Consider the following 23,286-nt stretch of genomic DNA (forward strand, 5'->3'; position numbering starts at 1 on the left):
CGGTCATAGCGACGCAATTTTGTGCGGCGGCCTGTTACCATCCGTTACGCGAGGTTCATAGAACAGGCGACCAAGTCCGCTACCCGCGCCCTATGGCACTCGATCCGAAGATCCTTCGTATCTCCGTCGTCGCGGCGATCCTGTCCCTTACCGCCTGCACAAATTCTGTTTACCCAGTGGGTCACAAGGGCGGAGCCGGCGCTTATGGTGCTGGATGGCCGGCCGTGCATGCCGACGCCGGCAACAGCGACTACCACTCGGGGCAGGGCGCGGCCAACCTGACGCTGGCCTGGTCGCGAACCTTCGACGGGATGATCAACCTGGGGCCTACAAGCGACGGCACCGGTCGCCTGTTCATCACGACCAGCGGTGCGGGCTGCCGCCTTCACGCGCTCGATCGGGCAACGGGCAGGTCGATCTGGTGTAGCGACGTGCTTGACAGGCTGGCAGTCGCCTCCTCGCCATTGATCGATAGCACCGGCAATCTTTACCTTGGTGACGGTACGAAGATGCGCGCCTTCGACCGCCACGGCCGCGTGAGATGGCAAAAGGCAATCATCGGCGTGCCGCTTTCGGCACAGTTCACGCCAGCAGGAGACTTGCTCTTCATCACGCATGTGGGCGTGATCTATGTGCTCGACCGCTCCACCGGGAAAGCGGTCATCGCGCCGCATTCGATGGTCAACGCGCCGTCATTCAATCCCGCGGATGGCCTGGTCGCGTGCATGCGCGGGCTTGCCGAATGTCCGAGCGCGAACACGCCTGCCATGGACATCCGGTCAGGCCGTTTCTACTTCACCTTCTGGGCGCCGAGCGCCGCCCGTTCAGGGGTTCGCGCAATGCGGATCACACGCGGTCTGCGTCCCGGCCTGATCGAGGAATGGACGAATGAAGGGCTGCCCGGTGGCAGTGCTTCGAGCCCCGATCTTTCAGCGGACGGCAAGCGTCTGTATCTAACCGACAATGAAGGGAGCCTGCACGCGCTCGACGCTGCGACCGGCAAATCCTTGTGGTCGGTGCCGATCGGATACCAGGCCGGGGGAAGCGTCTCATTGTCCCCCGAGGGCCTGATCCTGCCTGCCGGCGGGCGAGGGGCTGCGCTCATGGCCATTCGCGACCGCGGGGATCGCGGCGAGATCATCTGGCGCAAACCCGGCCTTCAGAATTTCGGGGTCGCCACGCAGGCGGCCGGATACCTTGCCTACCCTACCGTCAAGACCGGCAGAGGCACCGCCGATCTCATTGTGGTCGACACTCGAACCGGCGCCGAACTCGACCGCGAGCAGATCCCCGGAAAGCCGTATTTCACGGTCGGAACAACGATCGACCAGGACGGGACGGTGTATGTTCCGACGATCCGTGGTGCGCTTCACGCTTTCAGGCCGGCGGAATCCCGCTAGCTCCGGCCATTCAAATTCAACCACCGGGCAATCGAACCAGCACGCGGAGGCCGCCCGTCGTGCGGTTCTCGATCTCGATTGCACCCCCATGGCTTGTCGCCAAGGCCTTCACAATCGACAGACCGAGGCCGACGCCGCCGCTGTGGCGGCCGCGGGACGGCTCGATACGTTCAAACGGCGCAGTCAGCCGTGAGACGAGTTCGGAAGGCACACCCGGCCCGTTGTCGGTCACCGCGATCACCACGTCCTCACCTTCCCGACGGAGAGCGATGCGCGCTCGAGTGCCGTAGCGGATGGCGTTGTCGGTCAGATTGGCGAGAATCCGCCGAAAGGCGAGCGGTGCGCAACGGCAAAGGAGTGGTTCATCCCCCGCCGCAAGCCCGACATCGTCGCCGGCCTCGCGGCGCATCCGGACATAGTCGGCGGTCGCCGCCCTGGCATCGATGATGTCGGCGCCAGCTCCCTGCTTCGCTTCGGCGCGCGCGAACATCAGGATGTCATCGAGCAGCTGGCCCATCTCCTCGACGTCGCGGACCGCACGCTCGCGCTGGCCAGGGTCGGGAATATGATCGGCGCGGAGCCGCAGCCGCGTCAGACAGGTGCGCAGGTCGTGCGCGATCGCGGCAAGCATCTGCGTGCGCTCGCCAACGAGACCGCCGATCCGCTGCTTCATCGAATTGAACGCCGCTGCGAGCGCCTGCACTTCGAGCGCGCCGCCAAGCTCGGCGTCAGGTGCGGCGACGTCGTCCCTGAAGGCTTCGGTCGCGCTGACCAGCTGGCGCACCGGCCGCACGACTTGCCAGAGCAGAGTGGCCAAAAGCGCCATGATGATCGCCGCGGCGACGAGCGCGACGGCAAAATAGCGCGAGGCAAGCACTTGGAGAACCAACGGGGCTCGCTCAACCGCCAGCACATGGCCATCCTCGAGTCCGACGAGCAACCGCACCGGCCCACGGCCCGTCTCGTCGAGCACGATCGAGGCGAGGAACCCGCCATCGCGCACCTGCAGCCGGAGCGGCCGGTCACCCAATGCCGCGGCATAACGACGGAACCTCGCCTCCAGGCGCGGCGCTGACCGCAGGTCGCCGTCAGTCACCTCATCGGGAAAGCGGTCCAGCAGCTCGGCGGTGATCGAGCCATTGCTTGCGGCGGCAACGACAAGCGGCCGCTCTGCGGGAGAAGCGTGCTCGACCGCCTCGGCGATCTCGCGCACGTCCTGCGGGTCGATGAGGCGAAGGACCATGGGGCGCCCGTCGGGCCACATCACCGCAGCGAGAATGGCGATCTGCAATGCGACGAGGCCGAGGAAGAACAGGGCTGCGACCCGGAACAACAAACTGTTGGCGAAGCGCCGCATGGAATCAGCCGCTCACCCGGACGAGCGGCGCGAAGAGATAGCCGCCGCCGCGAACCGTCCTGATGATGGTCGGGGCTTTCGGATCGTCCTCGAGCTTGCGGCGCAACCGGCTCAACTGCACGTCGATCGTCCGGTCATAGGGCGCCGCGTCTCGTCCGCGCGTCCAATCCAGCAGCTGATCGCGCGTCAGCACACGCTGAGGATGGTCGAGTAGCGCAACGAGCAGATCGAACTCGCCTCCCGTCAGCTCGATGGCATGGCCCTGCGGATCGACGAGCTCGCGTGAACCGGCGTCGAGCTCCCATCCGGCGAATGCGTACCGACGTCCCGATACCGCTCGCGGGCGATGGGCATCGCGGGTTCGCCGAAGGACCGCGCGCACGCGCGCCACGAGTTCGCGCGGATTGAAGGGCTTGGGGAGATAGTCGTCCGCGCCGAATTCGAGGCCGAGGATGCGATCGATGTCGTCGCCCTTGGCCGTGACCATGATCACGGGGACGGGCACGGGCCCAGCCTGGAGCCGACGGCAGACCGACAGGCCGTCCTCTCCGGGCAGCATCAGGTCGAGCAGCACGAGATCGACCCGCCGTCGTGCCACGACCCGGTCAAGCTCCACCGCATCGTGGCAGAGTGCTACTTCGAAACCCTCTCGGACGAGCAGTTCGCCGACGAGCTCGGCGATTTCGACGTCATCCTCGACGACTGCGATGAAGTTTCGGACAGGCGTCGGGCTGACATCGGGCATGGGATCGTGTGACCCTAGTTGGGGCGGCGCTTCAAGGCCGAACGGGCGCTTGTTACACTTCGTTGCCGTTCGTCACCGTCGTGACACCGCGAACTTACCTGGCGCGCATAGTTTCCAGACGTCGAGCAGCGTGTCGGCGTTGCTCGAGCTGTCCCTGACGCTGGTTCAACGGAGAAAAGGTCATGGTGCACCCGTCTGCCCCGATTGCCGCAGCCCATGGATTTCGGATCGTGCCCCCGCTCATCGGCGCAGTCGCCCTGTCAGCTGCCGCCATATCCCTCGTCGGCAGCGCAAAGGCTGCGCACTGGCATCGGCCAGCGGCGCACGCCACGCCGCCTGTGATCGCGATGGCATACTGGGATCGCCGCGCTCCCGGCTGGTGGCGCGGCCACCCATGGTTTGTTGGCTATCGCGGCGTGCGCCGGGGCTATTTCTTCGTTCCGGGTCGCGGCTATGTTCCGGTACCGCCAGCCTATTATGGCCGACCTTGGCGCGTTGGGCACGTCGTGCCGCCGGCGCTTCGCCGCTACCATGTCCACGATGTGGGCTTCTATCGCCTTCGGCCAGCGCCGCGGGGACATGTCTGGATTTACGTCGACAACAATATCGTGCTGATGCGGGTCGCGACCGGTGTGATCGTCGATGTGCTGCACCGCATATGGTGAAGCACATCGAAAGGCGCGGCATGACGTTTGCGTACGATACACGCACGGGATTGTAGCGGGACTTTGGATGACGATCGGGACAGCGAAGGTGGATAGACAGGACTGCATTTAGTTCGATGAGCTTAGCGCTCACCCCTTCGCGGCACGGTCTTGGCCCCAGGCGCGAAGCCCTTTGCCAGCGGATCGCCGGCGTACCAGGCGGGCCTCGGACCGTTCGCGGCGTTCTCGATGGTCAAGGTAATGTAGCGCGCCCATCGCGCGGCGACGTCCCAGCGGATCGGCAGCGAAGCCTCGTCCGATGGCTTGTGGTAGCTGTTCTGCTCATATGCGGTCCATGCCGGGTGTTCCGCGAGGCCGGTCTTTGCGTCGCGGGGACCAGGGTTCGGAAACAGCACGGGGATACCAAGGCGTAGAAACGGGTATTGGTCGCTCAATGCCAGGTTGCCGCGTTCGGGGATCGGATCGGGCACATGCCGGGCGCCCGTGGCTGCCGCTGCGATCGCCGATGCGACCCCGAGCGTCGAGTGATCGGCACCAAGCGCGACGATATCGGTGTAGTCGTGCCAGGCCATCAGTCCGTCGACGCTGATCGCTGCCACGATGCTGCTGCGCTCCACGGTCGGAAAGGTTGCGAAGTAGTCCGCTCCGATCAGGCCTTTCTCCTCGCCGGTCGTGGCTACAAACAAGATTGAGCGCTTGGGCTTGGCCGCTCTTAGTAGTCGGGCTGCTTCGAGCAGGACCGCGACTCCGCCGGCGTTGTCGATCGCGCCATTGTAGATGCTGTCGCCATTGACGGGTTTGCCGACGCCGACATGGTCGAGATGCGCAAGAACGACGACATGCTCGTTCCGCAGCGCCGGATCGCTGCCGGCGATGCGGCCGATGACATTGGGCGAGGACGTATCCTCGTGTCGCGACCGGCGCTCGAGCGCGATCCGCGCATTGAATGCAAAGCCTCTGGGCGGGTTCGCGTCCGCCTCGTTGTAGATCCGGGCCAGATCCAGGTTCGCCGAGGCGAATAGCCGCGAAGCCATGTGCGGGGAGAGTGAAATCGTCGCTTGTACCGCAGGTATATGTTCGGCGCCGTTGGCGCGCCAGTGGACTGCGGGCAGTGGCCGGAACTGACGCGTGAGCGACCAAGGCGAAAATCGCTCACGGGCCGGGCTCTTGATGGTGACGATCGCAGCTGCGCCTGCGGCGGCCGCCATCCGCTCCTTCTGCTGAACCCAGCTGTAATGCGCGCGAAGCGCGCCCGCCATGCTCGCTGGCGCGCCTTCGATCACCACCACCGCTTTCCCGCTCACATCGAGACCGGCATAGTCGTCGAAACCGAGTTCCGGAGCGGTGATCCCCCAGCCGGCGAACACGAGCGGCAGGTCGAGTCGCTCCTCGCGCGATCGCGGGCTCGCATCGATTGCGACGGTATCGCCATTCGCCAGTGCGATCGTCTCGTCCGCAAGCTTGAGGTCGAACGCAATCGCCTCGAGGCTGCGACGGCGAAGCGGAACGGGCTGAAGCCATTGCTCGGTCCCAGCAGGTTCAAGCCCGGCCTGGAGGAAATTCGAAGCGACATATTGCGCGGCGATGTCGTAGCCGCGAGAACCTGTGTCGCGACCTTCGAGGAGATCATGCGCGAGGAACACGGTGTGCGCCTTGAGCGCGGCGGCCGACGGAGCATCTGAGAAGCGCGCCAACGCTGATGTGGCAACCGCCGCGGATGCGACCAGGGCGATCGTCAGTGCTGAACGGTTCATACCCACTCCTTTACCGGTGACGTCGCGAAACGCAGATTCCGCAGCGCGAGTCGTGCGGCGCACGGAAGTTGTTCGGCATGGAGGGGATGTCCCCTTACTGGATATGCGCGGGGAGATCGTCAGCGGCGCGTCTTGCGCTGCGCCTTGACCGCCTCGACCTCGTCGCGAGAGAGTCGGCCGTCCCCATCGCGGTCGCCGCGCTCGAATACTGGCATCGGCGCGGCTTCAAGTTCGGCCCGCGTGATGCGTCCGTCCTGGTCTGCATCGGCGGCGGACAGCAGCGACATCAGCCGGTCGACCGCATCGGGTTTGAACCGCGCAAGACGGCCGAAATCGGCACGTGTGACGCTGCCGTCCTTGTTGCGGTCCATGCGGTCGAACTGGGCGGCGCGCGCCGCGGCATATTCCTCGCGCGTGATATAGCCGTCGCGGTCAGCGTCGGCCTTGTCGAGGATGTCGCCGCCTGCGCGTGCGCGGCCGAATTGCGCGGAAGCGGGGAGCGCCAGGGAAAGGCCGAGCGCTGCCAGGGCAAATATGCGGATCATGAGGGTCTCCGAGACAAAAAGGCGCAGCCGCGACGAGGAGGCCGGGTCGCGGCTGCCAGTTTGGGGGGGCTTCAGTTGCCGGGATAAGGCACAGTGCCCGAGCGCGTGCGGGTCGTGCCGTCGATGCGCGTGCGGGTCGCGTTGTAGGTCGCGGTGCCGTCGCCATTGTTGGTGGCGGTCACGTTGCGGCTCGAGCTCTTGCCATTGTGATATTGCCGGCTGGCGCTGGCCGAGTAGGCGCCATCACCCCAGCTGCGTTGGCGCGTGTCGTCCCATCCGCGCCCGCCATTGGTGGTGAACGAGCGATCCATCTGGCTGCGGCCGGGCTCGCGATCGACCTGGCGCTGACGGCGATAGCCATAACCGCCGGCGGTCTGGACCGAGCGCCGGACGCTGACATCGCCGCCGTCGCGCCGGACATGGCGCCGGCTGATCGCGCTGCCGCCGAACGGGCCGCGAACCTTGGCGATATGGCCGTGGCGACGCTCAGCCATCGCCGGGGTCGAAAGGATCGCGCCGCCAAGCATGGCGCACAAAGCGAGGATTGCGATCGGGGGTCGTTTCATGGGCAAGTCTCCATACGCAGGCCGGCGAACCGCGCCGGACAGGGCGCTTGTGCCGAGAAGGCTTGTCGGGATCACGAACCGCGCGAAACGAAATGTAACGAAGCGTAACGGGACCTGCGCGAGGTTGGAGAACTACCGCCCCGCGGCTTTCATTGTTGCATTGGACTAATAGGATTATCGAGACGGTAGTTCGGGCGTCAGGGACAGGTCAGCGCGACCGATCGCAGTATTTGCATAACTGACAAGCGGCGCCATGCTTTCATTCCAACGACCAGAAAGTCGAGGTAAAGTCATGCCGCTCGAACACCTCCGCCACCTCTGCAGCTGATCGCTTACGCCAGGGTTTGCGGATGTAGTCGCCATACCAGTCCTGAGCGAACAGCCACATGCGTTCCAGAGGTACAATTGCGCCCTTAGGCAAGTCGTGGCGGCGGCACCATTTGTCAACATCGTCTTCGGCTCGAAAGGGCTGGAAGCTCGCGCAGGCATGAATCACGTTATCCCACCATAGGCGAGGCGGGGTTGAGAGATGGAAGAGCAAATGATCCGCAATCAGTTCACCGTCACGTATCTGCACTTCGATTGACTCACGTTCGCCGCCTATTCGTGTAAAAATATCCGCGTCACCTCCGACCGCCGAGGCAACGCCAAGAGCGCAATACAAGCAGTTGGCCCACCAGCCCTTTTCACCGATTTCTACCCAACATGAGCCGGGCGACAGAGCGAACGGATGCACCACCCAGGGACGCGTCGTACCGGGATGTAAAAGCAATGCATTTGCTCTTCCGAGCGCAGTCAACGCGGCCTCGCATTCGCCGATCGAGCAACCTGATCGAGACGCAAGCTCTGCGATGGAGGGCGCGTGCTCCAACTCCGCAATACTCTTGGTGAGCTCGCCTCTCACCCTCGCTTCAAGCTGAGTAAGCGCCATATCTGTCCCCTTCGTCGTTTGCCGAACTGACGGTGCAGGCAGCACACGCCTTAATAGCGGGCCATTCAACGGATTCGGGGCATCCTGAAAGCCGGCCGCTCAGGTGCCCAGGATCGTCGGGAAGCAGGCCGCCTGCAGCTTTACCTCAATCAATCACGCGTGCTTGCCTTTCTGCGCTCGTTCCGGTCGAGACATGCCGAAGACAGGTTAGCTGGCAAACAGGACGAACGCTGCCATCAACAGTAGCCTCCAAGGAGCCACGGGACCTGAAAGATCAGCCCCGGCCGCTCGGGTTTGATGGGATATGGCGGCTGTGATCTGTCGCAGGATCCAGCGCACTAAGTACCCCTTTATTGGTCAACCACGGCGATCACATTGTCGTCACCGTTGCGGTCCACATATTTGTTGTAGGGATCGATCCCGGCAAACGCAGGTTTGCGCTTGCTGACAATGCGGATTTCCTGGGTTCCCGACCGGACCGGCCGTCGTTCTATCAAAACGACGTCCTTGGCCGCGAACGCCCCATAGCCCGGATTCTGGTCGAACAGGCCGATATCAATCTGGTTCGCAAGGGCAGCCTTGCTTTCCTTGCCCTTGCCATCGGCGTAAAACTTGTCCGCTTCCACCGTCAGCACGGTCTCGAACGTGCCGTCGGGAAGCTTCTTGGTCGCCGCACCCCTGGCTTTCAGGTCATACAGCGTGATGCGGGCGAACAGGTCTTCGACCAGCTGCCGTTCCTCGGCATTGCGCGCGAGCGCACGGAAGCCGTCGACAAGATCGGTCGAACGCGGATAGGGCGCGCCCTTGAAGCGATACTGATTGAGCTTCGCACGCAGCATGGCGTTGACGCGATCCTCGCCGAGCCGGTCCTGCAGCAGGTACACGACCAGCGATCCCTTGCGGTAATGGATATAGCCCTGGTTCTCGACGCGCTCGAGCGGGAGTTCCTCGATCGCCTCGCTGCCGCGGTTGCGCAGATAATTGTCGAGCTCGTACTTGAGGAAGCGTCGTATCTTGTCCTCGCCATAGAGCTGCTTCATCACCATCAGCGCCGAATATTGCGCCATGGTCTCGACCCAGATCGTGCCGCCCTGCATGTCGGCCGAGATCACCTGATGCGCCCAATATTGGTGCGCGAGCTCGTGCGCGGTGACATAGGTCACATAGTCGATCTTGTCGGGATCGGTATTGTTGGCGAGGAAGCCGATCGATTCCGAATAGGGCATGGTGCCGGCGAAGGCCTGGGCGAAGCTCGCATAGCCCGGGAACTCGATCACGCGCGCATGGTCGAACTGATAGGGTCCGAAATTGGCCTGGTAATAGGCGAGCGACGCCTTGAGCGCGGCCAGCATGCGATCGACGTTGAAGGGATGCTTGCGGTCATAGAAGACCGAAAGGCGGACGCCGTTCGCGTCGATCGCCTTCTCGGCATAATCGGCCGACTGGATCGAGAAGAAGGCGAGGATCGGCGTGTCCGAGACGAACCGTGCGGTGCGGCGGCCGCCATGGGTCGAATCGGCGACCTTGCGCCCCGGCGCGATCGGGGTTTGCCCGGCATCGGTGGTGATGGTGATATCGCTCTTCACCCAGGCGACGTTGCCGACATAGTTGCGCCGCTGCGCCGAGCGGTCCTCGAGCTTGGCCGGCCGCAGCTCGGCGGGCAGGCCGTATTTGCGGCGCTTGACGCGGTCGGTGAGCAGACCCTGGCGATCCATGCCGATCGCGGGCGCGATCTCGAAATTGTTGAGGAAGGTGCCGTTGCCGACCAGGCGCGTGTCGGCATCGTTGGCGGGCAGGCCGCGGGTCGCGCGAGTCACCGTGAACTTGACCGTACCGGCGGCGCCCGGCGCCAGCGGCGTCGGGAAGCGGTAGATGCGATAGTCGAAGTCCTTGTCCTCCATCGCAAGGCTGGCACCCGGCACTTCGAGTGCGGCGAGCTTGCTTTGCCGATCGGGGAAGCGGACATGGAGGTCGCGCAGCGGCGCGCCGGTGTCGTTGACGAAGCGATATTCGCCAGTGGTCGTCATGCGGCGCTCGCCCGGATGCAGGTCGACGTTCAGGCGGATGTCGGTCAGCGAGGGCTGGGCGACCTTCTCATATTTGAGGTATTTCTTCTCATAGGCGGCGAGCTGGGCCTCGACATCGTCGCGTGTGCGATAGTCGTTGAGGACGTTCATATTATAGTAGAGCCAGCCGCCGGTCGCGACGGCGATCGCCAGCGCCGCACCGAGCACCACGCCCGGCACGCCCCTGAGCCGCTGTGCGACGCGCCTCAGCCGCGGCCGCAACCGCGTTTCGGTGCCGCGCCGCCACAGCAGGTGCGCGAGCACGGCGAGCATGATCGCCACCGCGCCCCAATAGAGTCGCAGCCACCAGCCGGTCGCGCCGCCGACCTGATCGCCGTTCATGTCCGAGAAGCGAACGGTGCCGGTCGCGCCGTAATTGTAGAGCGGATGCTCGAATCCGATCGTGTTGAGCGTGATCGTGGCCACCAGGTAGATCACCATGATGCCCCAGCCGGCATATTTGTTGGGGCTGATCGCTTGCACGAACACCGCGAGCACGGCGAGGATCGCCATGTCGATGGTCAGCGGCACCAGATACCAGGCGAGATACTGGCCCAACTCCAGATTATCGACGCCGCGGCCGAGCTGGACGAGGATCGCCGCGATCGCGCTGATCGCCAGCGTAGCGAACAGCACCAGCGTCACCGCCAGCGTCTTGGGCACCATATAGGCCCAATTGGGCAGCGCGGTCGCATCGATGATCTCGTGCATCTTGCGCTCGCGGTCGCGCCAGACGAGTTCGCCGGCATAATAGATGGCGATGATGATCGGGATGATCCCGAACATGCCGAGCAGGTCCTGGACGACCACGAAGGTCAGCGGGCGCGAGGGCGTGCCGTAGAGCTCGTTGGCGAACATCAGCCCGCCGACCGTGTTGAACAGCCCGATCATCAGCAGCACGGCGAAGGCGGGGCTCTTGAAGACGAGGCGCATCTCGAACTTGCAGCGCTGCCACAGCTGGGCGCCGGCCGCCGCCTCGGGGCGGACCGGCGGCAGCGTCTCGACCAGCGCCGGCGCCGTCGCCGCGAGCCTTGCCGCCTTCTTCGCCTGCTTCCGGAGCTTGCGCGCCGAGACGCCCTTCTCCGAGAAGCTGAAGCGCCAATAGGCGACGAGCAGCGCGACGAGCCCGACCCCGATCCAGATCAGCCGGTTGGCGAGCAGCGTGCCGGTGAAGGCCGGCATCATCGTGTTGCTCTCGGCCGCGGTCCAGTAACGCGTCACGTTGGAGAAGGCGGCGAGACCGAACGGTTCGACGAGCCCGCCGATCTCGCGCAGCTCGGGCTTCGATCGGATAATGCCGGTGAGCACGAAATAGGCGACCAGGAACAGGACGACGCCGACATAGGAATACATCATCGAGCGCGTCATCGTCGCGACCGCGAAGAAGATCGCGGCGGTCAGGAAGACGTTGGGCAGCCCCAGCAGGAAATAGGCGTAGAGATAGTCGTTGAGCCGGTTCGGCCCGACGGTCTCGGAATCGAGCCAGGGCATCAGCGAGCCCAGCCAGATCGCCAGCGGGATCGCGGCATAGGCGACCGCCGAGATCACCAGCGCGCCGGAGAAGCGGCCGAGCAGATAGTCGAATTTCGAGACGCGGGTGGAACGGACCATCGGGCCGAACCCGCTCTCGTCGTCGCGCACGATGATGTTGGCGACGAAGGCGGTGGTGACGAACATGAAGAACAGCGAGAGTATGAGCAGCTTCTGCGCGAGCGCCGCCGGGCTGTTGACATGGACGTTGCCGCCGCTGCCGATCTGGATCTGCTCGATCGTGGTCGCGCCGAAGGCGAGCAGGAAGAACAGGACCGCCACCACCCAGAAGACCGGGTTGCGGAACTGGTAGCGCAGCTCGAACGCCGCGATCTTGCCGAACATGCTGCCTCTCCCGATCAGGCCGCAGCCGCGGCGGCAGCGTCGACGGGACGGCGGCTCGCGGCGAGCGTCGAGAAATAGACGTCCTCGAGCCCGCCATCGACCGCTTCGAACCCCTGGCCGGGATCGCTCGGCGAGAGGATGTGGACCACCGTGCGCCCGGCGAACAAGCGGGTCGAAATGACCTCGTAGCGCGCGCGATATTCGTCGAGCTCGGCGCGATCGATGGTCTTGGCCCAGACGGTGCCCTTCGCGCGCTCGATCAGGTCGAGCGGGGCGCCCTCGAGCTGGATGCGGCCGCCGGCGAGCACCGCCATGCGCGGGCAGAGGTCGGCGACGTCCTCGACGATATGGGTCGAGAGGATGACGACAACATTCTCGCCGATCTCGGCGAGCAGGTTGAGGAAGCGGTTGCGCTCCTCGGGATCGAGGCCCGCGGTCGGCTCGTCGACGATGATCAGCTCGGGATTGCCGATCAGCGCCTGGGCGATGCCGAAGCGCTGGCGCATGCCGCCCGAGAAGCCGGCGATCGCCTTCTTGCGCACGTCCCACAGATTGACCTGGTTGAGCAGCGTCTCGACCGTGACTTTGCGCTCGCGCGCCGAGGCCACGCCCTTCAGCACGGCCATGTGATCGAGCATGTCATAGGCCGAGACGCGCGGATAGACGCCGAAATCCTGAGGAAGATAGCCGAGCGTGCGGCGCAGCTTCTCCGGCTCGCGGATCACGTCGATGTCGCCGAAGGTGACCCGTCCCGAGGTCGGGCTCTGCAGCGTCGCGACCGTGCGCATCAGCGTCGACTTGCCCGCGCCATTGGGGCCGAGCAGGCCGAACATCCCTTTGGGGATGCTGAGACTCACATTGTCGAGCGCGCGGGTGCCGTTGGGATAGACATGAGTGAGCTGGTCGAGTTCGAGCATGAGAATCCCCCGGGGCTGTCTCGCACCAGCCTAGCGAGTGTTTTACAAAGGTAAAGCGGTGCTGGTGCCAACGCCTGGCACAGGCCGGGCAGACCGTGCCGGGCCTTCGCGCCGTAGAACCCCGGCAGGAAAGCAACCGGAACCGCAACCGCTAGCCCGATTAGTCCGAAGCGACGCCGAACAAGGTATGTGAGCGGGAGCGGCACAAGCTGAAGGCAACCTGCGCAAATCGTCTCATGTCAGTCCATCGGAAGCGGACCTGCTCTCATCGCTCCAGTTCGTGAAGCAGTTGCCGGGCGAAGAGGTTCAGCTTGGGGATGCAATCGGCAAAGACTTCGAAGTGCCGCTATGGAATCGGCATGGCCCCACAGGCAGCAAACAACGCCTCCCGACGTCCGTGAGGCATTGCTGACGTTACGCTTCAACCGTGTTTTGCCACGTGCGCCGATTTTGCAGTGACCCTTTGTGCGTCTGCTCGCTGCCACCGGGCGCTCCGCACCTCGACATAGCCGGACTTGCCTCGCTCGAAGGCAAACTTCCTCCAAATCACCCACTCAATCGATAGGATTTTACACGGAGCCATCAAAGACGATTCAAGGGAGATTCGTCGATGCGTCGCCTTGCCTGATGCCTAGGCGGTTCGCGGTCTGACCGCGACCGCTACAGGACCAATCCTGCTCCGCTCACTACCGCCGCCGAAGCTTTCCGGCGCGCATGGTCATGCCTTCGGACCGCCTCGTTGCGGCGGCCGGGGAGGATGCCGTGCGCCCGCAGGACAGCGGCCGCGCCGAACACCAAAAAAAGGGATTCCGTCTCATGATTCCAGCCCGACGCGCGCCGTTGCTCGTTGCTGTGCCCATAGCCTCGCTTTTCGTTCTTCCGGCCTACGCCCAGACCGCGGTCGCGATCGGCGCATCCGCCGTGACGGAGGACGAGGCGGCGCCGACCGACGACGCGGCGCAGGGCGACATCGTCGTCACCGCGCGCCGCCGCGAGGAGCGCGCGCAGGACGTGCCGATCGCCTTGAGCGTCGTGTCCGGCGACCTGATCGACCGCACCGGCCGCACCAACCTGATCCAGATCGCCGAGCTCACGCCCAGCCTCACGATCCGCAGTAACAACGCCCGCAACACCTTCGCCAACATCCGCGGGCTCGGCTCCAACTCCGATCAGAATGACGGGCTCGAGGTCGGGGTCGGCTTTTATGTCGACGACGTCTATTTCGGCCGCATCGGCGCGTCGCAGTTCGACCTGATCGACCTCGACCGCGTCGAAGTGCTGCGCGGACCGCAGGGCACGCTGTTCGGCAAGAACACCACCGCTGGCGCGATCAACATCACCACACGTGCGCCGAGCTTCGAGCCCGAGCTGCGGGCCGAGGCGAGCCTGGGTGAGCGCGGCTATCACCAGGTTCGCGCCTCCATATCTGGGCCGATCATCGCGGACCGGGTGGCGGCGCGGCTCACGGTTTCGGACACCCATTCGGACGGCCTGCTGCGCAACGCGTACAATGGCCGGCTGGTCAACGACTTCGATAATTTGACCGTGCGCGGGCAGCTGCTGGTGACGCCGACCGAAGCGCTGTCGATCCGTCTCACCGGCGACTATTCGAAGCAGACCAGCTACGCGCGCGCATCGAGCATCGTGGGGGTCTTTACCCGCTTCGCCAATGGCGCAGCGATCTCGAACAATTTCAACGACCGCGTCGCGCGTACCGGCTACGTCCTGCCCTACGACCCCAACGATCCCTTCGCCCGTATCGTCGACTTCAACGCCGACGTGCAGGCCGACATGGAGGGCTATGGCGTCTCGGGCAAGCTCGATTGGGATCTGGGCGGAGCGACGCTCACCGCGATCACGGCCTATCGCTGGTGGGACTGGTATCCGCTCAACGACCAGGACAACACCTCGCTGACGATCAACATCCGCGGCGGCACCACCAACCTCCAGCGCCAGTTCAGCCAGGAGCTGCGGCTCACCTCCAACGGCGAGCGGACGATCGACTACACCGTCGGGCTCTATTACTTCTGGCAAGTCATCAAGGGGCTCGGCCGATACCAGCTCGGCCCCGACTATGCGGTGTGGAACAGCCCCAACGCCAATCGCGCGCTGGCCAACTACGCCTATACCAACTTCCAGTCGAACTCGGTCATCGAGCCGCGCACCAAGAGCTATGCCGCGTTCGGCCAGCTCACCTGGAACATCAGCGACGCGCTGAAGCTCACCGCCGGGCTGCGCTTCACGCATGAGGACAAGACCGGGCTGTTCGACCAGCGCACCGTCGCGGGCAACGACCTCTCCACCTTGTCCGACGCGGATCGCGCGACCGCGCAGGGGCTGCGCGACGCGCTCTACCCCGAGATCCGCTACGAGGTCGCGACCCAGGACGATGCGCTCACCGGCAGCGTCAACCTCGCCTGGAAGCCGGCGCAGGACGTGCTGCTCTATGCGAGCTACGCGCGCGGCAGCAAGTCGGGCGGGCTCAGCCTCGGCACGCTGCCGGCCGGCGTCTCGGCGGTGGTCAAACCCGAGACGGTGAACGCCTGGGAGCTCGGTCTCAAGAGCCAGGTCTGGGACCGCCGCGTCACCTTCAACGCCGCCGCCTTCTGGACCGAGGTCAGGAACTATCAGGCCGCGATCACCGAGAATATCGGCGGCACCACCTCGTTCCGCCGTTACATCGCCAACATCCCCGGCGTACGTTCGCGCGGCGTGGAGGCCGACCTGACGTTCGCGCCGAGCCGCTTCGTCAGCTTCACCGCCTCGGCCGCCTATGTCGACGCCACCTACAAGGGCTATGTCAACGCCCAGAACGCGGCCGAGCGGCGCAACGTCAGCGAGGTCCAGGACCTGTCGGGCGAGCAGCTCGCGAACACGCCGCGCTTCGTCTACACGCTCGCCACCGACCTGGTGCAGCCGATCGGCGACGAGGAGGGATATCTCCGCGTCGACTACACCCATCGCTCGTCCTACGACACCAGCGGCAGCAAGTCGCAATATACGCTGATCGAGCCCTATGGCGTGCTCAATGCGCGGATCGGCGCGCGCATCGACGACAGCCGCTTCGACTTCGCGATCTGGGTGCGCAACCTGCTGGACGAGCGCTACTTCACCGCGCTCGGCGCCGCCAACAACGGCCTGGTCACCGGCAATATCGGCGACCCGCGCACGATCGGCGCCACCGTCCGCCTCAACTTCTGACGACCGATCCAGGGAGATTTTCGATGTTCGACAGACGTGGTTTCCTGCGCGGTGGTGCGCTCGGCCTGGGTGGGGTGTTCGCAGGCGGCGTCGCCTGGTCGCGGCCCCGCGACCTGGTTCGCACCATCCTGCCCTCGGCGACGCACGACACGCTCGCGCTCAAGGTGCTGCTCGACCGCCCGCCGAGCGAGGCGCCCTTGCTCGCGATCGACGGACGCTTCGTGAAGGCGCAGCGCGTCGACCAGGACGGCTATAGCTGGGCCTTCGTCCAGCGCGGGCTTGCGGCCGGCAAGCGCCACCGGCTGACGCTTACAGACGCAAGCGGCGCCGCGCTGCGCGAGCCGTGGCAGCTCAGCACCCTGCCCGCGCCCGACGCGACGCCCGAACGGTTCCGCGTCCTCTTCTTCACCTGCGCCGGCGGCGACGAGGCGCTCGGCCCGAACCAGTTCCTGCCGATCGCCACGCGGCGCGCGCTGCTCGACCGCGCGCTGAGCTTCCAGCCCGATCTCGCCATCGCCAATGGAGACCATGTCTATTGGGACCAGAAGACCGTTCTCGAATATGGCCGCAATCCGGAACGGCGCGCCAAGGCGGCGGAGTTCCAGCGCGAGATCGCCTATATCGACGAGAGCAAGGCGTTCGACGACGAGGCCAATCGTCGGTCGGTCAACACCGTGGCGGGGCGCCAGATCGCGGCACTCTACGAAGACCGGTTCGCCTCGGTGCCGCTGCACTTCATCACCGACGACCACGACTATTTCGAGAACGACAATGCCGGGGAGTGGGGCTACGCCTTTCCGCCGCGCCCCTTCATCCTCGGCCTGCTGCGGCGTACGCAGCAGCTCGCCTATCCGCTGGCGCTGGGACGGCCTGATCTCCCCACATGGCAGGCGGAGACGCTGGAGACCGTGCGGATCGGCAAACTGATCGAACTGGCGCTGTTCGATTGCCGGCGCGGCTGGTCGACCGACGGCAACGGGGTGGTGCTCCCCGAGATCGAGCGGCTGCTGCTCGACCGGCTGCGCAGCTCGGACGCGGCGCATTATGTCCATGTCCCCTCCAACCCGTTCGGCTGGTCGAAGGGCGCGCTGGGCGAATGGTATGCCGACGGTCCGCCGGGCGAGACACCCCAGGTCAACGACAAACGCTATTGGCAGCAGAGCTGGTTCGACCAGCACCAGCGCCTCGTCCGCGCGCTGAGCGAGCAGCGCGACCGCGCCGCGATCACCATTTCGGGCGACCTGCATGCGGTCGGCGCGACCCGGATCACACGCAGCGGCGATCTCGATCTCAGCCGTAACCCGGTGCGCGCGCTCGTCGCCGGGCCGGTCGGCACCGCCACCAACGGCTTCCCGAGCAGCGCGCGGGGCGCGTTCCCGTTCACCCCGGCGGCGCTGCGCGCGGACCCGCTCAACAAGCTCGAGGAAAAGAACGGCTTCACCCTGTTCGACGTGACGCGCGACAAGATCGAGGTCCGCCAGTTCCGCTGGCGCCCGCCCGAGCCGGTCGAAGCGATCGCCAGGCTTGAGCCCTATTCGACCTTCACCATCGAGCGGCCGGTATGAGCGGCATCCCCCGACGCGCATTGATCACGAGTGGCGCCGGGGCGATCGCCTTGGCAACCGCGCCGGCGCTCGCCGCGCCGCCTCGCGCCGCCGCACGGCGCGTAGTCGGCGAGCTGGAGATCTTCCGCATTCCGGTGAACCATCGCGGCGACTGGATACTCGTCCGGCTCGGCGGGGGCGGCGCGCTCAAGGGGCTGGGCGACGCCTCGCATGGTGGTGACGATGCGCGTACCATCGCCTATCTCAGGCGCTTCGCGGAACTGCTGAGGGGCCGCAGCATCTTCGACGTCGAATGGTTTCGCCAGGCGACGGCCAAGGCGATCGCGACGGAGCCACGGGCCTCGGCAATCGTCGCGGCGAGTGCGCTGGAACAGTGCCTGTGGGATCTGATCGGCCACGCCCTCGAGGTGCCGGTCCACGACCTGTTCGGCGGACGGTTGCGGGACAGCATTCCGCTCTACGCCAACATCAACCGCTCGACCATCCAGCGTACGCCTGACGGCTTCGCCCGGATGGCGGAGAAGGCGGTCGCCGGCGGCTTCGATGCGATCAAGCTCGCCCCGTTCGACGCGATCCCGGCCGATCCGGCGCAGCGTGGCGACATCCGCCAGCTGACCGATCAGGGCGTCGCCTGCGCCGCCGCGGTGCGCCAGGCGATCGGCCCCGGCCGCCGCCTGCTGATCGACGCGCATAGCCGCTTCACGCGCGAACAAGGCATCGAACTGGCAGCGCGGCTCGCGCCGCTCGACCTCTACTGGCTGGAGGAAGTGACGCCAGCGGATCCGATCACCGATCTCGCCGCGATCAATCGCGCCGCCGCCATGCCTACCGCCGGGGGCGAGGCGGTGCGCGGGATCGCCGCCTTCTACGACTATATCCGCGCGGGCGCGGTCGACATCGCCATGCCCGACGTCAAGATCTGCGGCGGCATGCTCGAGCTCAGGAAGATCGCCGCACTGGCCGAGGCCGCCGGGCTTGACGTCTCGCCCCACGGCCCGGCGAGCCCGGTCGGCAACCTGGCCGCCGCGCACGTCGCAGCGACACTGCCGAATTTCCAGATTCTCGAGCACGCCTTCGGGGAGGTGTCGTGGCGCGACGAATTGCTGGCGGAGGGCGAGCCGATCCGGCGCGGGAGCCTTCTCTTGGGATTCGGGCCGGGTCTTGGCGCGTCATTGAACGAACAATTGCTGACGCGCCTTTCGCGTCGATAGATCGCTGTCGCGCAAGAACCGATTGACGTAATTCATCTGCGATAATAGCTATCATCCGTGAAATATAACGAGCCGTGATCGATGGCGGATGGAGAGGCGCGTGACCCGCATCAGCAATCTCCGCACCGAGGACATCCGTTTTCCGACGAGCGACCAGCTCGACGGATCCGATGCGATGAACCCTGATCCGGACTATTCGGCGGCCTATGTCGTGCTCGAGACCGACATGCCGGGGCTCGAAGGGCACGGGCTGACCTTCACCATCGGCCGCGGCAACGAGCTCTGCGTCGCGGCGATCGAGGCGATGCGGCATCTGGTGGTCGGCCTGGACCTCGGCTGGATCATCGCGGATCCCGGCCGATTCTGGCGGCACCTGACCTCCGACAGCCAGCTGCGCTGGATCGGACCGGACAAAGGCGCGATCCATCTCGCCACGGGTGCGGTGGTCAACGCGGTGTGGGATCTGTGGGCGAAGCACGCCGGCAAGCCGGTCTGGCGGCTCGTCGCCGAAATGACTCCGGAAGAATTCGTCCGCTGCATCGACTTCCGTTATCTCACCGACTGCATCACTCCCGACGAGGCGCTGGCGCTGCTCCGGGCGCGGGAATCAGGCAAGGCCGATCGCATCGCGACGCTCGAGGCGGAGGGATATCCCTGCTACACCACCTCCGCCGGCTGGCTCGGCTATTCCGACGACAAGTTGCGCAGGCTGGCCAAGGCCGCGGTCGATGCCGGGTTCCGTCATGTGAAGCTCAAGGTCGGGCGCGATCTCGAGGACGACATCCGCCGCCTGCGCATCGCCCGCGAGGCGGTGGGCCCGGACGTCGCGCTGATGATCGACGCCAATCAGATCTGGGACGTCGACCAGGCCATCGAATGGGTCAACGCGCTCGCCTTTGCTGAGCCGTGGTTCATCGAGGAGCCGACCAGCCCCGACGACGTGCTCGGCCATCGCGCGATCCGCGCGGGCGTCGCGCCGATCAAGGTCGCCACCGGCGAGATGTGTCAGAACCGGGTACTGTTCAAACAGTTCATGATGGCCGGCGCGATCGACGTGGTGCAGATCGACGCCTGCCGGCTGGGCGGGGTGAACGAGATCCTCGCGGTGCTCCTGATGGCCGCGAAGTACGACCTGCCGGTGTGCCCGCATGCCGGCGGCGTAGGGCTCTGCGAATATGTGCAGCATCTGTCGATGATCGACTATGTCGCGGTGGCCGGGACGCGTGCCGGGCGGGTCGTCGAATATGTCGACCATCTCCACGAGCATTTCGTCGATCCGTGCGTGATCCGCGATGCGGCCTATATGCCGCCCGAGCGCCCCGGCTTTTCGATCGAGATGAAGCCGGAGTCGATCGAACGCTACCGCTTCCATTCGCCCCTGGGGCATGCCGCGTGAAGCTGGGCCTGGAGGGCAAGCTGGTGATCGTCACCGGCGGCGGCGCCGGGATCGGCGGCGCGATCTCGCTCGCGCTGGCGGAAGAAGGCGCGGTCCCCGCGATATTGGGTCGGAGCGAGCTGGAGGGCGAGTTCGAGGAGCGGTTGCGCGCGCTCCAACCGCAGGCGATCTTCATCCGCACCGAGTTGACCGACGACGCGGCCTGCGCGGCAGCGGTGGTCCAGATCGCCGCGCGCGGGCACGGCATCCACGGGCTGGTCAACAATGCCGGCGTCAATGACGGGGTGGGGCTCGAGGCGGGCACCGCCGCCTTTCTCGGTTCGGTGACGCGCAACCTCGGCCATTATTACGGGATGGCGCACCACTGCCTGTCGCATCTGCGTGCGGCCCGGGGCGCGATCGTCAATATCTCGTCGAAGACCGCGGTGACCGGCCAGGGCGGCACGAGCGGCTATGTCGCGGCCAAGGCGGCGCAGCTCGGCCTGACGCGCGAATGGGCGGCGGCGCTGGCGCCCGACGGCATCCGCGTGAACGCGGTCGTCCCGGCGGAGGTGATGACTCCGCTCTATGCGAGCTGGCTGCAGACGTTCGACAATCCGCAGGAGCAGCTTGCCAAGATCAACGCCCGCATTCCGCTGGGCAAGCGGATGACCACCGATCGCGAGATCGCGGACACGGTGGTGTTCCTGCTGTCGGACCGGGCGAGTCATACGACCGGCCAATGGGTCTTCGTGGACGGCGGCTACACCCATCTCGACCGGGCACTCGATTGAGCAGAGCGGAGGATCATCGATGAACAAGGCTGCGTCCCCCCGATCCTACGCACCCGCCATCGCCCTGACGGTGAGCCTGTTCTTCCTGTGGGGCGTCGCCAACAACCTCAACGACATCCTCATCGCGCAGTTCAAGAAAGCCTTCGTGCTGTCGGATTTCGGCACGAGCTTCGTGCAGCAGGTCTTCTATCTCGGCTATTTCCTGCTCGCGATCCCCGCCTCGTTCCTGATGCGCGCGCAAGGGTACAAGGCGGCGATCGTGACCGGGCTGCTGCTGTACGGCGCCGGCGCGCTGCTCTTCTATCCGGCGGCCGCGACCAGCCAGTATCTGCTGTTCCTGCTGGCCCTGTTCGTCATCGCCGCCGGGCTCGCGTTCCTCGAGACCGCCGCCAACCCGCTGATGACCGAGCTCGGTGACCCGGCGGGCGCGGCGCGGCGGATCAACTGGGCACAGGCCGCCAATCCGCTGGGTGCGCTGGCCGGAATCCTCATCGGCCGCACCTTCATCCTGTCGGGCATCCACCATGACGAGGCGGCGCTGGCGGCGCTCAGCGAAGCGCAGCGGCTCGACTATTATCGTGCCGAGACGCTGGCGGTGCAGATGCCCTATCTCGTCCTCGGGCTGGTGGTGCTGTGCTTCGCCGTGGCGGCGATGGTCATCCGCTTTCCCGCCGGCGAGCAGCACGATGCGCAGGGGACCGAGGGCCGCCGCTTCCGCGAGCTGTTCGGCAAGCCGCGGCTGTTGGCGGCGGCGACCGCGCAATTCTTCTATGTCGGCGCGCAAGTCGGCGTGTGGAGCTACACGATCCGCTACGCGCAGGTGAATGTCCCCGGGATCGGCGAGAAGGCAGCGGCTGACATGCTGTTCGTCTCGCTCGTCCTGTTCGCCGCCGGGCGGTTCGCTGGCACCGCGATGATGAGCCGCGTCGCGCCGGTCACGCTGCTCGCCGCGTTCGGCAGCGCCGCATTGCTGCTTACCGGCTTCGCCGCGCTGGCGGGCGGGCAGGCCGGCCTCTACGCCCTGGTTGCCGCGAGCTTCTTCATGTCGATCCAGTTCCCGACGATCTTCGCGCTCGGCGTCGATGGCCTGGGGCCGCTGCGCAAATGGGGCGCGTCGCTGATCATCATGGCCATCATCGGCGGCGCGGTGCTCACCGGCCTGATGGGCTGGGTGTCGGACGCGACGAGCATCACCACCGCGATGCTGGTCCCCGTCGGCTGCTTCGCCGCGATCGTCGCCTTCGCATTGTCGGTCCGGCGGCGCGCCTTTGCGTTCGCCGGACGCGACGCATAGGCAGGCGCATGGCCGACGAGAGCAACAAGGAGCGGCGCCCCTATGCGGCACCCGCCCTGGAACGCGGATTCGAGATCTTCGAGCTGTTCGCGGCGCAGCCGGGCGAATTGACGATCACCGAGATCGCGCAGGGCCTGGGGCGCTCGATCAGCGAAGTCTTCCGCATCGTCATGGTGATGGAGCGGAGCGGCTGGCTGAACAAGAATGCCGACCGCTACAGCGTCTCGTTCCGCATGCTCGACATCGCTTTCCGCGCGACCCCGGCGCGGACGCTCACGCGGCTCGCCGCGCCCGTGATGGAGCGGCTCGCCACGCAGACGAACCAGTCCAGTCACTTGGTTGTGCGTTCGGAAGGGCGCGGGCTGGTGATCCATCGGCAGGAAAGCGCGGGGCCGGGGGTCTTCGCGATGCGCACCGGCAGCCTGATCGACCTCGTGTCGAGCTGCTCGGGCCATGTCCTGCTCGCCTATGAAAGCGACACGCGGCGGGCGGCGATCATCGCGTTGCTGGAGGCGCAATCCCGCGACGCGGCGGTGCAGCTCGAGCCTCGGTTCGCGGAGGTCCGCGCGCGCGGCTACGAGCTGCAGCCCAGCGCGCGGCTGGCCGGGGTGCAGGACATCAGCGTCCCGATCTTCGCGTTCGACGGCGCGATCGCCGCGGCGCTGACCATCCCCTATCTCGTCCGCATCGACGGCTCGATGGCCACCGATCTCGATCAGACACGCGACTGTCTGATCGAAGCCGGGAGAGAGATCTCGGCGCTGCTCGGCGTGTAGGCCTATCCCGGCAGGCCGCTGCGCCATGCGGCGACCGCCTTGCCTCCTGCCCGAGGGTGACCCCTGCGAACGCCGTACATGCTGGGTTCTGCTCGGACTTTAACGGCTTGCCGAAACCCGTCCGCGCACGCATCGCGCGACTGGTCGCAAATCGTTTTCAGAAAATGGATCCACAACGCGGTTTCGTTGGTTGTGCCCCGAAATTGCGGCTCAATGTATCGGCACCGTGCTGCGACGGGACTTGCGCGC

At 65.7% G+C, this 23,286-nt stretch carries 17 protein-coding genes; 9 read left to right on the top strand and 8 right to left on the bottom strand.

Translation table 11 applies throughout. From position 1 onward, the window contains the following. Positions 1-92: 92 nt before the first annotated feature. On the top strand, positions 93-1,400 hold the full coding sequence (locus ABDV68_RS01645) for a PQQ-binding-like beta-propeller repeat protein (RefSeq protein ID WP_343517904.1): 1,308 nt from the start codon (positions 93-95) through the stop codon (positions 1,398-1,400). 16 nt (positions 1,401-1,416) lie between these two features. On the opposite strand, the gene ABDV68_RS01650 is transcribed toward ABDV68_RS01645, so the two are convergent. Continuing rightward, a complete protein-coding gene (locus tag ABDV68_RS01650; protein ID WP_343517905.1) occupies positions 1,417-2,757 on the bottom strand; it encodes an ATP-binding protein in 1,341 nt (446 codons plus the stop codon). A 4-nt stretch (positions 2,758-2,761) separates the two neighbouring features. After that, positions 2,762-3,502, bottom strand: coding sequence for a response regulator (locus ABDV68_RS01655; RefSeq protein WP_343517906.1), 741 nt, complete (start codon positions 3,500-3,502; stop codon positions 2,762-2,764). Positions 3,503-3,684: 182 nt separating this feature from the next. Here ABDV68_RS01655 and ABDV68_RS01660 point away from each other — a divergent pair, with 182 nt between their 5' ends. Beyond that, a complete protein-coding gene (locus tag ABDV68_RS01660) occupies positions 3,685-4,167 on the top strand; it encodes an RcnB family protein (protein WP_343517907.1) in 483 nt (160 codons plus the stop codon). Between the two features lie 122 nt (positions 4,168-4,289). On the opposite strand, the gene ABDV68_RS01665 is transcribed toward ABDV68_RS01660, so the two are convergent. From ABDV68_RS01665 to ABDV68_RS01690, 6 genes are all read right to left on the bottom strand, one after another. Continuing rightward, a complete protein-coding gene (locus ABDV68_RS01665) occupies positions 4,290-5,921 on the bottom strand; it encodes a M28 family peptidase (protein ID WP_343517908.1) in 1,632 nt (543 codons plus the stop codon). 119 nt (positions 5,922-6,040) lie between these two features. Then, a complete protein-coding gene (locus ABDV68_RS01670) occupies positions 6,041-6,466 on the bottom strand; it encodes an EF-hand domain-containing protein (RefSeq protein ID WP_343517909.1) in 426 nt (141 codons plus the stop codon). A 71-nt stretch (positions 6,467-6,537) separates the two neighbouring features. Further along, positions 6,538-7,032, bottom strand: a complete 495-nt coding sequence (locus tag ABDV68_RS01675) for a hypothetical protein (protein WP_343517910.1) — start codon at positions 7,030-7,032, stop codon at positions 6,538-6,540. A 259-nt stretch (positions 7,033-7,291) separates the two neighbouring features. Next, positions 7,292-7,963 carry an organomercurial lyase gene (merB, locus tag ABDV68_RS01680; protein WP_343517911.1) on the bottom strand — a complete coding sequence of 224 codons (672 nt, stop codon included), beginning with the start codon at positions 7,961-7,963 and terminating at the stop codon, positions 7,292-7,294. Positions 7,964-8,313: 350 nt separating this feature from the next. Then, a complete protein-coding gene (locus tag ABDV68_RS01685) occupies positions 8,314-11,904 on the bottom strand; it encodes a M1 family aminopeptidase (protein WP_343517912.1) in 3,591 nt (1,196 codons plus the stop codon). A 14-nt stretch (positions 11,905-11,918) separates the two neighbouring features. Then, the gene (locus tag ABDV68_RS01690; RefSeq protein WP_343517913.1) at positions 11,919-12,821 is read right to left on the bottom strand and encodes an ABC transporter ATP-binding protein; all 903 of its coding nucleotides are present in this window, start codon (positions 12,819-12,821) and stop codon (positions 11,919-11,921) included. Positions 12,822-13,742: 921 nt separating this feature from the next. Between ABDV68_RS01690 and ABDV68_RS01695 the strand changes: the two genes are divergently transcribed. The 7 genes from ABDV68_RS01695 (at position 13,743) to ABDV68_RS01725 (ending at position 23,037) form a co-directional block, all read left to right on the top strand. After that, a complete protein-coding gene (locus ABDV68_RS01695) occupies positions 13,743-16,022 on the top strand; it encodes a TonB-dependent receptor (RefSeq protein ID WP_343517914.1) in 2,280 nt (759 codons plus the stop codon). 23 nt (positions 16,023-16,045) lie between these two features. Next, positions 16,046-17,587: a hypothetical protein gene (locus ABDV68_RS01700; RefSeq protein ID WP_343517915.1), complete on the top strand. Its 1,542-nt coding sequence runs from the start codon at positions 16,046-16,048 to the stop codon at positions 17,585-17,587. A gap of 50 nt (positions 17,588-17,637) precedes the next feature. Then, positions 17,638-18,798 carry a mandelate racemase/muconate lactonizing enzyme family protein gene (locus ABDV68_RS01705; protein ID WP_343517916.1) on the top strand — a complete coding sequence of 387 codons (1,161 nt, stop codon included), beginning with the start codon at positions 17,638-17,640 and terminating at the stop codon, positions 18,796-18,798. Positions 18,799-18,898: 100 nt separating this feature from the next. Next, positions 18,899-20,194 (top strand): L-fuconate dehydratase, encoded by a 1,296-nt coding sequence (locus ABDV68_RS01710; RefSeq protein WP_343517917.1) that lies wholly within the window; start codon positions 18,899-18,901, stop codon positions 20,192-20,194. Beyond that, entirely contained in the window at positions 20,191-20,967 is a 777-nt protein-coding gene (locus tag ABDV68_RS01715) for an SDR family oxidoreductase (protein WP_343517918.1), read from the top strand. Before ABDV68_RS01710 ends, ABDV68_RS01715 begins: the two co-directional genes overlap by 4 nt. Positions 20,968-20,986: 19 nt before the next feature. Then, a complete protein-coding gene (gene fucP / locus ABDV68_RS01720) occupies positions 20,987-22,261 on the top strand; it encodes an L-fucose:H+ symporter permease (protein WP_343517919.1) in 1,275 nt (424 codons plus the stop codon). An 8-nt stretch (positions 22,262-22,269) separates the two neighbouring features. Then, the gene (locus ABDV68_RS01725) at positions 22,270-23,037 is read left to right on the top strand and encodes an IclR family transcriptional regulator (RefSeq protein WP_343517920.1); all 768 of its coding nucleotides are present in this window, start codon (positions 22,270-22,272) and stop codon (positions 23,035-23,037) included. Positions 23,038-23,286 lie beyond the last annotated feature (249 nt).

It is taken from the genome of Sphingomonas sp. (assembly GCF_039595165.1).
Lineage (GTDB): Bacteria > Pseudomonadota > Alphaproteobacteria > Sphingomonadales > Sphingomonadaceae > Sphingomonas.

Excerpts from the sequence above, each read along its gene's own strand:
- fucP (WP_343517919.1), top strand. The coding sequence starts at position 20,987 with ATGAACAAGGCTGCGTCCCCCCGATCCTACGCACCCGCCATCGCCCTG.
- ABDV68_RS01690 (WP_343517913.1), bottom strand. The coding sequence starts at position 12,821 with ATGCTCGAACTCGACCAGCTCACTCATGTCTATCCCAACGGCACCCGC.
- ABDV68_RS01670 (WP_343517909.1), bottom strand. The coding sequence starts at position 6,466 with ATGATCCGCATATTTGCCCTGGCAGCGCTCGGCCTTTCCCTGGCGCTC.
- ABDV68_RS01665 (WP_343517908.1), bottom strand. The coding sequence starts at position 5,921 with ATGAACCGTTCAGCACTGACGATCGCCCTGGTCGCATCCGCGGCGGTT.
- ABDV68_RS01645 (WP_343517904.1), top strand. The coding sequence starts at position 93 with ATGGCACTCGATCCGAAGATCCTTCGTATCTCCGTCGTCGCGGCGATC.
- ABDV68_RS01725 (WP_343517920.1), top strand. The coding sequence starts at position 22,270 with ATGGCCGACGAGAGCAACAAGGAGCGGCGCCCCTATGCGGCACCCGCC.
- ABDV68_RS01660 (WP_343517907.1), top strand. The coding sequence starts at position 3,685 with ATGGTGCACCCGTCTGCCCCGATTGCCGCAGCCCATGGATTTCGGATC.
- ABDV68_RS01675 (WP_343517910.1), bottom strand. The coding sequence starts at position 7,032 with ATGAAACGACCCCCGATCGCAATCCTCGCTTTGTGCGCCATGCTTGGC.
- merB (WP_343517911.1), bottom strand. The coding sequence starts at position 7,963 with ATGGCGCTTACTCAGCTTGAAGCGAGGGTGAGAGGCGAGCTCACCAAG.
- ABDV68_RS01685 (WP_343517912.1), bottom strand. The coding sequence starts at position 11,904 with ATGTTCGGCAAGATCGCGGCGTTCGAGCTGCGCTACCAGTTCCGCAAC.
- ABDV68_RS01700 (WP_343517915.1), top strand. The coding sequence starts at position 16,046 with ATGTTCGACAGACGTGGTTTCCTGCGCGGTGGTGCGCTCGGCCTGGGT.
- ABDV68_RS01655 (WP_343517906.1), bottom strand. The coding sequence starts at position 3,502 with ATGCCCGATGTCAGCCCGACGCCTGTCCGAAACTTCATCGCAGTCGTC.
- ABDV68_RS01650 (WP_343517905.1), bottom strand. The coding sequence starts at position 2,757 with ATGCGGCGCTTCGCCAACAGTTTGTTGTTCCGGGTCGCAGCCCTGTTC.